This window comes from Moorena sp. SIOASIH (genome assembly GCF_010671925.1).
In the GTDB taxonomy this organism is placed as follows: Bacteria; Cyanobacteriota; Cyanobacteriia; order Cyanobacteriales; family Coleofasciculaceae; genus Moorena.
Map to the genome: position 1 here is coordinate 811,085 of NZ_JAAHIH010000005.1, position 14,092 is coordinate 825,176.

13 protein-coding genes are annotated in these 14,092 nt (G+C 43.8%); 3 read left to right on the forward strand and 10 right to left on the reverse strand.

Features of this window, described 5'->3' with window-relative positions; translation table 11 throughout:
• Positions 1–42: 42 nt before the first annotated feature.
• The gene (nuoK, locus tag F6J90_RS30735) at positions 43–354 is read right to left on the reverse strand and encodes an NADH-quinone oxidoreductase subunit NuoK (protein WP_071103186.1); all 312 of its coding nucleotides are present in this window, start codon (positions 352–354) and stop codon (positions 43–45) included.
• 5 nt (positions 355–359) lie between these two features.
• On the opposite strand from nuoK, the gene F6J90_RS30740 reads away from it, so the two are divergent.
• Positions 360–497 (forward strand): hypothetical protein, encoded by a 138-nt coding sequence (locus tag F6J90_RS30740; protein WP_293102542.1) that lies wholly within the window; start codon positions 360–362, stop codon positions 495–497.
• A 9-nt stretch (positions 498–506) separates the two neighbouring features.
• Here the strand turns inward: F6J90_RS30740 and F6J90_RS30745 are convergent, their stop codons facing one another.
• From F6J90_RS30745 to nuoH, 3 genes are all read right to left on the reverse strand, one after another.
• On the reverse strand, positions 507–1,121 hold the full coding sequence (locus tag F6J90_RS30745) for an NADH-quinone oxidoreductase subunit J (RefSeq protein ID WP_293102545.1): 615 nt from the start codon (positions 1,119–1,121) through the stop codon (positions 507–509).
• Between the two features lie 335 nt (positions 1,122–1,456).
• Positions 1,457–2,059, reverse strand: coding sequence for an NAD(P)H-quinone oxidoreductase subunit I (gene ndhI / locus F6J90_RS30750; RefSeq protein WP_293103278.1), 603 nt, complete (start codon positions 2,057–2,059; stop codon positions 1,457–1,459).
• 193 nt (positions 2,060–2,252) lie between these two features.
• Positions 2,253–3,371, reverse strand: a complete 1,119-nt coding sequence (gene nuoH, locus F6J90_RS30755; RefSeq protein WP_293019321.1) for an NADH-quinone oxidoreductase subunit NuoH — start codon at positions 3,369–3,371, stop codon at positions 2,253–2,255.
• A 783-nt stretch (positions 3,372–4,154) separates the two neighbouring features.
• Between nuoH and F6J90_RS30760 the strand changes: the two genes are divergently transcribed.
• On the forward strand, positions 4,155–6,047 hold the full coding sequence (locus F6J90_RS30760) for a bifunctional serine/threonine-protein kinase/formylglycine-generating enzyme family protein (RefSeq protein ID WP_293102548.1): 1,893 nt from the start codon (positions 4,155–4,157) through the stop codon (positions 6,045–6,047).
• Between the two features lie 147 nt (positions 6,048–6,194).
• On the opposite strand, the gene purD is transcribed toward F6J90_RS30760, so the two are convergent.
• A complete protein-coding gene (purD, locus tag F6J90_RS30765; protein WP_293102551.1) occupies positions 6,195–7,466 on the reverse strand; it encodes a phosphoribosylamine--glycine ligase in 1,272 nt (423 codons plus the stop codon).
• Positions 7,467–7,651: 185 nt separating this feature from the next.
• Between purD and F6J90_RS30770 the strand changes: the two genes are divergently transcribed.
• Complete coding sequence (locus tag F6J90_RS30770) at positions 7,652–8,608, forward strand: NAD-dependent epimerase/dehydratase family protein (protein ID WP_293102555.1); 957 nt, start codon at positions 7,652–7,654, stop codon at positions 8,606–8,608.
• A 140-nt stretch (positions 8,609–8,748) separates the two neighbouring features.
• On the opposite strand, the gene F6J90_RS30775 is transcribed toward F6J90_RS30770, so the two are convergent.
• The 5 genes from F6J90_RS30775 to F6J90_RS30800 form a co-directional block, all read right to left on the reverse strand.
• Positions 8,749–10,845: a serine/threonine-protein kinase gene (locus tag F6J90_RS30775; protein WP_293102558.1), complete on the reverse strand. Its 2,097-nt coding sequence runs from the start codon at positions 10,843–10,845 to the stop codon at positions 8,749–8,751.
• 275 nt (positions 10,846–11,120) lie between these two features.
• Complete coding sequence (locus F6J90_RS30785) at positions 11,121–11,330, reverse strand: type II toxin-antitoxin system HicA family toxin (protein ID WP_293102561.1); 210 nt, start codon at positions 11,328–11,330, stop codon at positions 11,121–11,123.
• Entirely contained in the window at positions 11,327–11,530 is a 204-nt protein-coding gene (locus F6J90_RS30790) for a type II toxin-antitoxin system HicB family antitoxin (RefSeq protein ID WP_008182203.1), read from the reverse strand. The genes F6J90_RS30785 and F6J90_RS30790 overlap by 4 nt, the downstream gene beginning before the upstream one ends.
• Positions 11,531–11,700: 170 nt before the next feature.
• Positions 11,701–13,929 carry a dynamin family protein gene (locus F6J90_RS30795; protein WP_293102564.1) on the reverse strand — a complete coding sequence of 743 codons (2,229 nt, stop codon included), beginning with the start codon at positions 13,927–13,929 and terminating at the stop codon, positions 11,701–11,703.
• The gene (locus tag F6J90_RS30800; RefSeq protein WP_293102567.1) at positions 13,899–14,066 is read right to left on the reverse strand and encodes a hypothetical protein; all 168 of its coding nucleotides are present in this window, start codon (positions 14,064–14,066) and stop codon (positions 13,899–13,901) included. Before F6J90_RS30800 ends, F6J90_RS30795 begins: the two co-directional genes overlap by 31 nt.
• Positions 14,067–14,092 lie beyond the last annotated feature (26 nt).

Sequence of the window (14,092 nt, forward strand, 5' to 3'; positions counted from 1 at the left end):
TTCCATAATTTAGCAACGCCCTATTTTTAGCTTTTGTGAAGTCTACCACTTCAGCAGATTAAATTGTTCCATATCCACCGTATCCCGATTACGATATATCGACAGCACAATAGCTAAACCCACCGCCGCTTCTGCAGCTGCTACGGTAATTACAAACACGGTAAACACTTGACCCTTAATCCCTGCTGAGTCTAGAAAATTAGAGAACCCCATTAAATTAAGGTTCACCGCATTCAGCATTAGCTCAATGGACATCAGCACTCGCACGGCATTGCGGCTAGTCACTAGACCATAAATACCGATGCAAAACAAAGCAGCAGCAAGCAGTAAAAAGTATTGGAGTTGAAGTTCCATAAATTATGATGTTTTATGTAGGTAATAGTCGTTTTTCAATGGGTAATGGTTGGTTGTTGACCATTGATTTATCGTTAACAGTCAACTTCAACCTTGGCCAAAAGGCCAGGCTACGCGAACAACCTTCAACAAAAAAAAACTAACCTTTTGTCTTATTTAGAATCACCTGGGACAGAAGCAAGCTCCCGAGGACGCTCAGGCAAGGTCAAAGCTGTAGCAATTTCCTGATCTCTCGAAACCAATTCCTCAGGAATATAATCCCGACGAGCTATGATAATTGCCCCTACCATTGCCATTAACAAAAGTACAGAAGCTAGCTCAAACGGCAACAAAAAGTCACTGAAAAAATGCTTACCAATCTCCACTGCAGTATTAGTAACAACCATAGCTGGATCAGTTTCAACTGACCATGGCGTTGCCAAAACCATTGTACTCAGAAGCGCAAACAAACCAATACAGACTATAGCAGTTGACCCAGTGCGCACCCACCGCTTAGTCATAGGTTTAAAATCCTCTCGCTTATTCACCAACATGATGGCAAATAAAATTAGAACATTGACCGCCCCAACATAGATTAATATCTGTGCTGCTGCTACAAAGTCAGCATTTAGCAGAATATACAATCCAGAAATACCGATGAAAACACCAGCCAGTAAAAACGCTGAGTATACAATATTGGAAAGAAGGACAACCCCTAAAGCCGCCCCAATCATGATCACCGATAGTATGGCAACGGAAATTAACTGAACCCCTTCCGCTAGATTCATGCTTAACTTATCTCCTCGTGATGTATTTTTGGCTAATCGTTATTAGTGATAAGTCATTGGTCACAGTCAACAGTCACTAGTTAACCTTCAATAGTTAACAGTTAGTATTAACTATTTGATAGTTAACCTTCAACCTTGGCCAAAAGGCCACGCAATCGCGTTCAACCGTTAACTTTCAACCTTGGCCAAAAGGCCACGCAATCGCGTTCAACCGTTAACTTTCAACCTTGGCCAAAAGGCCACGCAATCGCGTTCAACCGTTAACTTTCAACCTTGGCCAAAAGGCCACGCAATCGCGTTCAACCTTGAACCTTGAAAAGACCAATGACTAAGAACTAACTCTTAACGTCTTCTTCCTTTGATTCCATTTGCTTAAGAATTTCCTCTGGACGCATACCAGCCCGTTGAGAACCTGCTGGCAAATCATGAGGATCCATAACCCCCTTCGGTAGATAAGCCAATTCCCGTAGAGGAGTTACCATCGGGTCTTGGGTAACTTTATAGGGGAGGCGTCCCAGGGCTACATTATCATAGTTCAACTCATGACGGTCGTAGGTAGAAATTTCATACTCTTCTGTTGCTGATAGACAGTTAGTGGGGCAGTATTCAATGCAGTTAGCACAGAAAATACAAACTCCGAAATCTATACTGTAGTGCTTGAGATTTTTCTTCTTAGTAGCTTTATCAAACTCGTAATCTACCACTGGCAAGTTAATCGGACAAACCCGCACACAGACTTCGCAGGCAATACACTTATCAAATTCAAAATGAATCCGACCGCGATAGCGCTCAGAGGGGATTAGTTTTTCGTAAGGGTATTGTACTGTAATTGGACGCCGTTGCATGTGATCAAAAGTAACCGATATCCCTTGACCAATGTAGCGAGCAGCTTGCACAGTTTCTTTAGCGTAGTCGCCAACCTGTTTGAGGAACTTCAGCATAATAGTTTAGTGTCTCTATCTTGATTATAGTCCTGAGCTCTGAGTCCTGAGTTTTGTCTTTTTTTCCAATGATATCCTGTCCATTTTACTACTTATTAGTAGGTAATTAAACAATTAAGTTATACTTAATTGTTACTTGTTGATTTTTACTAAAAAAGTAGCAATTAAACGGACTTGATATAACTAATAACTAACCACCAAAGGCAATTGGAAATGCCAATTTAAGAGCAGCAGTTAATAGAAGATTTACCAAAGCTACTGGTAGTAGAAACTTCCAGCCTAAGTTAAGCAATTGGTCAATCCGAACCCGAGGCAGTGTCCAGCGTAACAGAATAGCTGTAAAGATCAGGAAGTAAGCTTTGAGCAGGGTCATGGTAATCCCTAAAGAGGCAGTAATCACCTGCAACCAGGAACTGGTTTCACTCACCCCTAGCCAGCCCGCAAGCTTATCCAGAGGAATGGGGAATTCCCACCCACCCAGATAGAGCACTGCTACTAGCAAGGCTGACAACACGAGATTGACGTAGGAACCGACATAGAACAAACCAAATTTCATCCCGGCGTATTCTGTCTGATACCCAGCTACCAGTTCTTCTTCTGCTTCGGGTAAGTCAAAGGGGAGTCGCTCGCATTCTGCCAAGGCCGAAATCCAAAAAATTAGGAAACCCACTGGTTGACGCCAGACATTCCAACCCAGAATGCCGTATCCCGATTGCTGATCAACGATGTCAATGGTGCTGAGGCTGTTGGACATCATGACAACAGCTAGCACTGCTAATGCTAGAGGAATTTCGTAACTGATAGACTGAGCTGCAGCTCTTAAGCCTCCGAGTAATGAATACTTATTATTAGAGGCGTAGCCAGACATTAACAAACCAATCGGCTGAATGCTCGACAGGGCAATCCACAGGAATATGCCTGTGCCGACATTGGTAATTACCAAGTTCTGTCCAAACGGTACAATCAGATAGGAGATAAATACCGGTAGAACCACCAGGATTGGTCCGAGGGTGAATAATAAAGAGTCAGATTTGGCTGGAATAACATCTTCTTTGAAGACGAGTTTGATTCCATCTGCTACAGGCTGGAGTACCCCTAGAGGACCAGCGTATTCTGGACCAATGCGCTGTTGAGCAGCAGCAGAAATTTTTCGTTCTAACCAAACCACTACCAAAACCCCTACGGTGGCAACGGTAATCATCAGAAATAGGGGTAATGGCATCCAAATGGCTTTGGCTGCACCAGCGGGGATGCCTAGATCACTCAGCGATTGAATAAAACGGCTTTGGAGGTCAATTCCTTGATTCATGTTTTCCGATAAACGTTATGATTGAGACCATCGATACCGCTGGTATCAGTGGCTAGAAGTTTCTTTATTAAGATTTTTTGAGAACTTCAGTGTCTAGTATATACTTGACAGCTTAATTTCTCCCGATTGGCCGTGAGCCACGCTACGCGAACACCCGATCACTCCTTGTCTATCCTAGACGTAAAGCATTGCTAGGATAGCTATATCGCTATTGTTTTTATATATAGGGTTCATCAGTAATTGGATGGGAGTGCGATCGCGTTGTGTAGATCGCGTTGTATAGATCGCGTTGTATAGATCTCGCTTTATAGATCGCCCTGTGTAGATCGCGCTTTATAGGGTTTGTATCTGGGTTGTAAACACACGAATTGCCCAAAAAGGCATGTATGCAAGAGGAACCCACCCCTAACCCCTCCCAGGAGGGGAAGGCAAGAGGGGACAGAGATTCTCAGTTTTATTCTCCAAGAAAAAAAGACCATACAGGTTTACATCTCAAATACAAACGCCATATAGATCAAGGTGAAAGGATTGATGACCCACGATTAAGTTGGAGGTATTTTTAACCTAGGATTTAGGCTTCTTATTGTCCTTGACTATACTAAAAGCGATTGGCCGTAGGCTACGCTAAGGGATTGACCGTTCGCGCAGCGTCGGGCAAAGCCCGAAAGGTCAAGCTACGCGATGCTCGGTACGAGCCGCTACGCGAACGCATTTCTACTTCACACTTCTAATTCACAAACTTAAAGCTAAACTTTCAAGTAGATCGACCCATCTTTGACCCCAATGAGCCTGTGCATAAATCCTGAGTGTCCTCAGCCTGGTAACCCTGATACGAACCTATTCTGCTCAAGCTGCGGTTCTGAGTTATTGCTGGCGGGACGTTATCGGGTCAGCCGGTTACTCGGAGAAGGTGGCTTTGGACGAATCTATGAGGTGACTCACAAGGGAATTGCCAAGGTTCTCAAAATTTTGATTAACGATGAACCGAAAGCTGTGGAACTTTTTGAGCAAGAAGCGAGAGTTCTGACTCAGCTCAATCACCCAGGTATTCCTAAAGGAGAGGAAAATTTCACCTTCTTTCCCAGAAACCACCAAACCCCCCTATACTGTTTGGTCATGGAAAAAATCTCTGGGCTGAATTTAGAGGAGTATCAGGAAAAGCGAGGAAATCGCCCCATTGATGAAAAATTAGCCTTGGATTGGTTATTTCAAATCGTTGATATTCTCCAAGCAGTTCATCAGGAAAACTTTTTCCATCGCGATATCAAACCTTCCAATATTATTTTGCGTCCAGATGGACAATTAGTATTAATTGATTTTGGCACAGCCCGCCAAGTTACCGACACTTATATGTTCAAACAATCTGCTGGGAATGTTACCAGTATGATTTCCCCTGGGTATACTCCCCTAGAACAAATCCATGGTCAAGCGGTACCCCAGTCGGATTTCTACGCTCTAGGACGGACATTTGTTTATTTGCTGACAGGGCAAGAACCCTCAGATTTGTATGATGCTGGTAATGATATCTTGATGTGGCGACCCCATGCACCACACATTTCTTCAGAGTTAGGGGATTTTCTTGATAGTTTGATGCTGCGAGTTTATCAACGTCCTAAAAATACTCAGGTTCTTTGGGAAAAGTTAGAAGCAATCAACTCAGAACTTAATCCTCCACGGCGATCCCAGAAACCAGATGATTCTACTGTTAATAGACCACAATCAAGTCAAGCGGGGGGATTTGGCAGTTTAGGAATCGCTGTAGCTGGATTTTTTAACCAATTCCAAAACTCCGACCCCTCACCAGTCGAGGGAGTGACCCTAAACTCTTTTGACTTCGATGTGGTAACTCTAGATAAGTACGGTGAAATTAAAAAGCGCCGCCGTCACCAAGCCAAATATTTGACAGAAGACTTAGGCAATGGTGTAGGGCTAGATATGGTGTACATCCCTGGGGGAAGATTCCTCATGGGTTCACCAGAAACTGAGAAGGGACATAGCGACGATGAAAGTCCACAGCATTGGGTCAGAGTCTCTCCCTTCTTCATGGGAAAGTTTGCGGTTACCCAGGCCCAGTGGCGGGCTGTAGCAACCTTATTCCAAGTCTATCCTTCCCTAAACCCCCAGCCCTCTAAGTTCAAAGGCGATACTCTGCCAGTGGAAAAGGTATCTTGGTATGAGGCGATGAAATTTTGTGCTATACTATCTAGGCTGACTGGACGAAACTATCGGCTTCCGAGTGAGGCAGAATGGGAATATGCCTGTCGCGCTGGTACCAGTACGCCATTCAACTTCGGTGAAACCATTACCACCGATGTGGCAAATTACGATGGCAGCTGTACATACAGCTCTGAGCCAAAAGGGGTATATCGAGAACAAACTACTCGTGTAGGGAGCTTTGGTGTAGCCAATTCCTTTGGTTTGTATGACATGCATGGGAATGTTTGGGAGTGGTGTGCTGACCATTGGTACCCAAACTACCTAAGCTCTCCCGTTGATGGTAGTGCTTGGCTAAGTAGTATCAATGAGTATGATCATCATTCCCGGCTTCTGCGCGGTGGTTCCTGGGATATCATTCCTGGGATATGCCGCTCGGCTTGCCGCTTCAGCTATATCCCGGCAGACAATACCGAAGTCAACATTGGTTTTCGGGTGGTGTGTGATGTTAGTATGCCTTAATGGGTTGACCATGGTTAATAGCCGTTGAGGGAGTGTTGCTGGTCTCCTGTTGCTGGTCTCAATGGGAGCAAGAACTTACGAATGCGTTCGCGTAGCGTAGCCCTTCGGGCTAATCGCATCAATAAACATCAATAAAACCCATACAACTCAGCCTTCATCCTTCAAAACCCGATAACCAATATCCCGACGGTAATACATCCCCTCAAACTGGATACAATCGATAGCGCTATAAGCAACTGATAAAGCTTGCGCTATTGTTTCACCAGTTCCGGTAACCCCCAAAACCCGACCACCACTGGTAACTAGCTCCTCCTGTTTCAGGGTAGTACCAGCACTGCAAACTATTGCTCCGTGTTGCTCAGCTTGTTGGATACCAGTAATTACCTTACCCTTTTCGTAAGCTCCCGGATACCCCTTCGAGGCAGCAATCACACAAGCCGCAGCCCCTTGTTTCCAAGTAATAGTTGGTAATTCCGCCAGTCGCTGTTGGGTACAAGCCAGAAGCACCTGATCTAGGGGAGTTTCTAGCAAGGGTAGGATAGCTTGAGTTTCTGGATCCCCAAAGCGACAATTAAATTCCAGAACCGTTGGGTTTCCTTCTGGAGTAATCATCAATCCTGCATAGAGAACCCCCCGATAATCAATTCCCCTGACCTTTAAAGCCTCAAGGGTAGGATTAAGAATTTCCTTCTCAATCCGTGTGCTTAGCTCTGGGGTAACAATCGGTGCAGGAGCATAAGCTCCCATCCCTCCGGTATTCGGACCGGTATCCCCTTCGCCAATTCGCTTATGGTCTTGAGCTGGTACTAAGGGACGAACCGTTAAGCCATCCGTAACAGCCAAAACCGAAACTTCTTGACCGGTGACACACTCTTCAATCACCACCGTCTCAAACCCATTCTCAAAGAGTGACTCCACAGCCGTTTCGGCTTCGTCTATCGTAGCCGCAACAGTTACTCCCTTACCGGCTGCTAAGCCATCGGCTTTAACCACAATTGGTGCTACCTGGGTTTTGACATAAGCCAATGCTGGTTCTGGTTCCGTAAACACAGCAAAACTTGGGGTAGGAACACCAGCAGACTGCATCAAATCCTTTGCCCAAGACTTACTCGACTCAATTTGTGCTCCCTCCTGGGTGGGACCAAACACAGGGATATCTTTACTTTGGAGATAGTCTGTAATACCTAAAGACAGTGGGAGTTCTGGACCTACCACCACTAGAGATATATCGTTAACCAGAGCAAACTCAGCAATTGCTTCAAAATCTTGAACGTTTAATAAAAGATTTTGGCAACCTCTTAGTGTAGCGGTGCCACCATTACCAGGAACACATATCACCTGCTGAATACTTTGAGATTGCAGTAGTTTCCAGGCAAGGGCGTACTCCCTTCCCCCATTGCCAATTACCAAAATCTTCACGTTTTTTATACACTCTGTGCTGAATAGTCTATTTTATTCTATGACCTTACCAAATTATTGAAGCCATTTTTACCAAAAAAAAATTACTCACAATTTAAGATAGTGTGCCAGACTAGATTTAATATACATTCACAAATAAACTAGTCTGACCAACGCTTAACCAATAGTTTGAAATCTTAAATTTTATGGCTATTAATATCGTTACGGGTGCTGCGGGTTTTGTCGGTTCTCACCTAGTAGAAACCCTTTTGAATCAAGGTGATCGAGTGATTGGTATTGATCAATTTAACGATTATTACGATCCCAAGCTAAAACGCCGGAATATTCAAAATTTTAAAGAGCATCCCGCTTTTGAGTTAATCGAAAGTGATATTCAGACCTTGGATTGGCGTCCGCTCCTAACCGATGTAGAGGTAGTCTATCATCAAGCAGCACAAGCTGGAGTTCGTGCCAGTTGGGGGGATGGTTTTCGGGATTATACCGAGCGCAATATTAATGCTACGCAAATCATACTCGAAGCCGCCAAAGATGCCAAGCATCTGACCCGATTAGTCTATGCTTCCAGCTCATCAGTTTATGGTAATGCGGAAGCCCTACCGACATCTGAAACCATTCTTCCCCAACCGGTTTCCCCCTATGGGGTAACCAAGCTAGCTGCAGAACACCTATGCTTACTGTATTACCATAATTTTGGTGTACCTGTTACTGCCTTACGCTATTTCACCGTATACGGACCGAGGCAGCGCCCAGACATGGCATTTCACAAATTCCTAAAAGCCATTCTCACGGATGAACCCATTAGCATATATGGTGACGGAAAGCAAACCCGAGACTTCACCTTTATCAAAGACATCATAGCCGCGAATCTCGCTGCAGGTACCACACCAGCTGCTGTTGGGGAAGTCTTTAACGTTGGTGGTGGTAGCCGAGTGGTGCTAGCGGATGTTCTCGACACGATTGAAGAAATTGTTGGACATCCCATTAAGAAAAACTACATCGAAAAAGCCAAAGGAGACGCACGTCACACTGCAGCAGACATTACCAAGGCCAAAACCCTGCTCAGTTATCAACCTCAAGTATCCCTATCCGAAGGCTTAGCCCAAGAATGGGAATGGATACAGAATTTGTACGCTTGTGTATAGGGCAAGGCAAAAGGCAAAAGGCAAAAGGCAAAAGGCAAAAGGCAAAAGGCAAAAGGCAAAAGGCAAAAGTTGACTAAAACAGCTTTTGCTGCTTGTATCAATGTCAAACACCTTAATGCGTAGTGCTGTATAGAACTTATCTAAAGCTCAACCCCAGCTATGTGAAAGGCTTGTCTAATTGCGCCAGCTAATTCCGATTGGTACTGTTGCATGTAAAATTCAGATGCTTGACGATAGGCGGACAACAGGGGACGAAAATTCTCAACCTGACCATCTACAGTTCTGATTTTCTGTAAAACCCAACCTAAGTTGTGGTAAGCCTCAGCATAGTCTGGTTTTAACTGAACGGCTTTTTCCAGATGGGAGCGTGCTTGTGCCCATTGTCCCACTTTTCCTAATAAAGTGCCTAGACGGAATAAAGCAAAGGCATCAGATGGAAATTTCTGAATGTAGGCTTGATAGGTTTGGATAGCACCCTGATAATTCTGCAAGTGTTCCTGAGTGATTCCTTGATTCAGGGATACCCAGCTAGGAACGTCTGCTTTCTGGCTGGCTTGCTCAAAATTGGCCAGGGCCTCAGGCCACAACCCTTGCACAGCTTGCTTCCAACCTTTCAATCCCCAAGCAACTGCACTATCGGGGACTTGAGTGGTAAACTCTATAATCCGGCGCTCCACATCCCTAGACTGTCTAGTAACAACAGCCTTTTCCAAAGCAATGATTAAATAGGGATATATCCATTGTTGTAGTTGTTGGGATTCCCTAGACTGAGCCTGTTTTGACTTGAACAGTGCCTGGGTAGCAGTACGAATTGCTCGTTTCCATTGCTGTTGATTGACATTAATCCACGCTTGTAACCCTAGGGCAAAGGTACAGTTACTATCAATTTGTAGTGCTTTGGAAACAGCAGATTCTGCCTGTTGCCAATTGCCAAGCTTTCCCCATGCCCAAGCTAGATTAGCTTGTATCCAAACCTCTTGGGGAGCTAAGTCTACTGCTTTTTGCAACTGTTTTACTGCTGTTGACCAATTTGATTTACGGCAGTTGACTAGTCCTAAAACCCCATAGCTCCTGCCATCATTTGGTTGTAGTCGAATCGCTGTTTGTGCTGCCACCTCAGCCTGAGCATCATTGAGATGGATCTGAACTAGGGCTAGTTCAACCGCAGCTTCACCATGGTTTGGCTGATTAGTTAGACATTTTTGATAAGCTTGAACCGCCTCTGCTAACTTTCCTTGCTTAAGTAATCCCCACGCTTTCCTTTGACTGGGAGAAACAAACTTGCCTTTGAGGGCATCAATCAGTTCCTCGGCTGTCTGAAATCGCTCCTCTACCTTCATTCTCATTCCAGTTAAGATTACCTGCTCAGTTTGGGCTGTAATCTGAGGAGCTAACTGTCGTGCTGGAATTAACGTTTCTGATCCAGCCCTTTCCGTAGCTTGAGCTGGTAATTGACCAGTGAGTAATTCATACATTGAAGCACATAGAGCATATATATCCGTAGCTGGCCAACGCTTACTCCGGTAACTGTATTGCTCAAGAGGAGCGTATCCTGGTGATAATGTTGCACTCATTTCACGGGTTTGACCGGCGATGAATTCTTTAGTAGCACCGAAATCAATCAATACGGCTCGATCTTGGTGATCAATTAGAATATTATCAGGTTTAATATCTCTATGTAATAGTTGATTAGAGTGAACAACTGTTAAGGCTTCTGCTACTTGGATAAAATAACCCTTGAGCTTCTCTTCCGAAAGAACACCTTCTTCTTGTAAGATTTTAGATAAGGACTTTCCAGAGATAAACTCCATGACTAAATAGGCAGTATTATTCTCCTCAAACCAATCATAAACCTGAGCAATATTAGGGTGGTAGCATTTTTGTAAGTAACTGGCTTCTAACTGAAATTTGTGGAGTTGTCGTTGTCGGTCAATCGGAGCAATAGAAGGGGGCCAAGTAATGGTTTTACCCATCCTAGCTGCTTTTTCTGGCCAGAGTTCTTTGATGGCAACCTTGGCAGAGTTAGGTAGGTAAATTCCTTGGTAGGTAATGCCAAATCCCCCTTCTCCCAGGACTTTTTCTATCCGATAATGACTCTGCCTCAGGAGTGTGCCAGCAGGCAAATGGTAGGCTGATGAACTAACAGTCTCTTCAAAATCAAGAGCCGCACCACAACTAGTGCAGTAGTTGTTACTGCCAGTATTAATATGACCGCATACTATACAGGTAATAGACATTGTAGGTTTCTACAATTTTAGGAAGGCAAGAGGCAAGAGGCAAGAGGCAAGAGGCAATAGGCAATAGGCAAGAGGCAAGAGGCAAGAGGTAAAAAATCCTTTGTACCTCATAGCTTCGGACGTTTTGTAGTGATCTATTGGATGCGGGAGTGGATATCGTTACGGTTCAGAAGTTGGCGGGTCATGGGTCTCCTGTGACCACTGCCAAGTATGATAGACGGGGGGAGGAGACGAAGCGGTTGGCGGTGCAAAAGTTGGGGTTGTGATCAGAGGTGTTACTGGAGATCTGATTCTTCCAATTCTGCTATTTTCATCAATGCTTTTAGGGTTCCTCTCTTCAAATCTTGATTTTTGTGAACTGGAACGGATATGATTTTTTGAGCTCCTGGCTTTTCATAAATATAATGGCTTCCTGTAATTTTTCTCAAAACCCATCCTTTTTTATCAATAATTTTACAGAATTTTTTGCCAGAAACAGATTTCATACTGTAACTTCCACAATTTTGCTGTTTGGTTCAGGAATATAGGAATTGCTGGCAACTTCTAACCAACCTTCAATTGCATCTTGAAGATTTGCTAAAACCTCTTCCATTGTGTCTCCCTCAGTAATGCAGCCAGGTAGTGCGGGTACTTCTGCCCAAAAACCACCTTCTTCTGCTGGATGTATTGCGACCTTAATCTGCATTTGGGTTTGCTTGCTCAATAGTTTTTTGTGTATTTTAACTCATCACCTCATGGATCAATCAGATGATCCGGTGTACTTTTGTCAACCTTATCCACACCCTGACTACTCTTACTTTTCACTCTTTCCACTTCAACTTTTGTCAGTCAACCAGGCTGATAGCTTACGCAAAGTTAGTTCAAAAACTGCATAGATTCTAATGTGTTGCTGCTGATTGCTTTTTGGATCAAGTTTTGCCACTCCTGCTGAATTTGTTTATGTTCTTTGAGCCTTTGAAACTCAGGCCATACTTTCGAGCGAATTTCTTCCTTTCTTAGAAAAGTCCGCCACTGGTCTCCTATATCTTTGGCATAGTGAATGCGATCAAAAAACTCTCCGATGATGAAGTATCTGACTTGGCTCGGCTCAGTTAACCACTGATCTAAGGTTTCTTTGCATTTAATGACCACTTTTTTATGAAGAGCTTCTAGACGATTTTTTACTTCTTGTTGATTAAACTCTTGAACTTGGGATTCTCCTGACTCTGAATTTTTAATGCTCAGGGTGTTGTTGTTGATTAGATCGGGTTCAAGTTCGTCATCAAAGTGCTGTCGAATACTGTGTATAATTAATCCCTCATAGGAAACTTGAGACTCCCAAAGGGTTCGGAATCCTAGCTCTAATTGATTGTTATACTTATCTAATAACTCGGTCATCACTCCTAGAAACTTGGCATCACGCTCCTTGGTTAAATTACCCAAGTGCCCCTTTTTCAGGTTTACCAGCACATTTGTTACTTCTGATTTGAGCTGCTCCACCGACTGCTGTAGCCCTTCGTTTAAGGAAAGGAAATGCTTTGAGAGGTTGGCTCGCATCGCTGCAATCGATCCGTAGTAGGTAGACCTGTAAGAGCCTCCGAATCGGTCTGTGCGTTGTCTTTCAATTTCGTCTAGTTCTGGAATTCCCGGGTCACTTTGGCAGGCTTTCATTACAGTATCGACTTTGGCTTTAAAGTAAGGATCAACTGTTTCCCGGTTTTTTCTGAGTTTTTTGAGGAATTTTTCAAGACTGTCAGATAGCTCTTCTTTAAATTCCTTGAATCGCTCCACAAATAACTGGTCTTCATCCCCAAATCCAGCTAGGGCTTTACTGGCTTTATGTAAATCAGTTTCTAAGTCTTTGTGGAGGATATCTATATGCTCTTGGTAAGCTTTGGCATATTTACTGTCTAGGTCTTCAATGTTGTCAACTAGGTAATCTAGAATTAACTCCAGAACTTGATTTGCTTGGTCAGGATTAGAACAGTCAGCGATTACACAATTAACCACCTCTATGTGGTTTTCCCGAATCGTTCTTTGAAGGGTTTCACAGCCTTTAGAGTTGTCTTGATCAGCACTGCTCATTTTGTTGAGTACCATGAAAGAGCGAGCTGGCAGGTCATTCAGGGCTTTCTGGGCTGTGTCATAAAGTTTAGTATCTCTCTCTTCCCATTGGTAGCCTACAGGGTCTGGTCTCCGCACAAAAAGAACTACATCCACTCGCTCCCCTAGGGTTTGTAGCATCAGCTTTTCATCCCCTACTCTGAGGTCCCCTAAACCAGGTATGTCTACTAAGGCAATCTTTTCAACTTCGGATTTATTGAAAGGACAGAATATCTCTACTTCTCTGACTGCCAAAACGGCGAAGTCACTATTGGCATCTTGTTGGTGAACTACATAGTTTCGTATTTCTTCCTTGGCAACCCGATCTAATACCCGAGGGGAGTTTGCTTCCAGTAAATGGCCATAGTGATTAAGATGACCATAATATTCGTTGCGCAGCCGTTCGTACATCGCTTTTTTTGTGGCAGCATCACTAGGCAGTTCGGGAAGCTGGCTAGCAAATTCATCCAGGCTTCTTGGTTTGGGTGCTAAGCCTAGTTCTTCGTAATAGGAGCCAATGACTTCTTTGAGAAATGAGTCTTCATCATGGAATGTTACCCTAGCATAGGTTGGTTGATTTTGATGATAGACTGTACTCCGAACTGCTGTGCAGGCTCCTCCTTCACGAGCAGGAATCTCATCATCGGAAAGTCCACTCAAACTTTTGAGTAGTGTACTTTTACCTTGTCGCATTAACCCCACTACACCAATATTAAGGGTGCCACGGTCAAAGCGTTTATGAAGTTGAGCTAGTTTGTTAGTCTGAAATTCCAAGCGTTTGAGTAGTCCAGGGAAATTGATTTGTTGTAAGTTTCCAGCTATTTCAGTGTTATCGGGTAATTGAATTAGCTTCTGGCGGTACTTTTCTAGCTCAAGTAGTGTGGATTGAAGGGTTTTTAGGTGGTTTTCTACACTGGTGAGGCGTTGGACAAAGGGTTTGCGTTTGTCAAGGATTTCGGTAAGACGAGAGGCTATATTGGTTCTCTGTTGATTTGTGTACATAAGTTATAGCGTTTGGATTTGAGTTGTGAACATACTCCCAAAGGCCAAGAGGCAAGAGGCAAGAGGCAAGAGGCAAGAGGCAAGAGGCAAGAGGCAAGAGGCAAGAGGCAAAATAAATCTAGAGTTTTATTAGACAATAAAAAAAGACATCCTAGGTTGACAT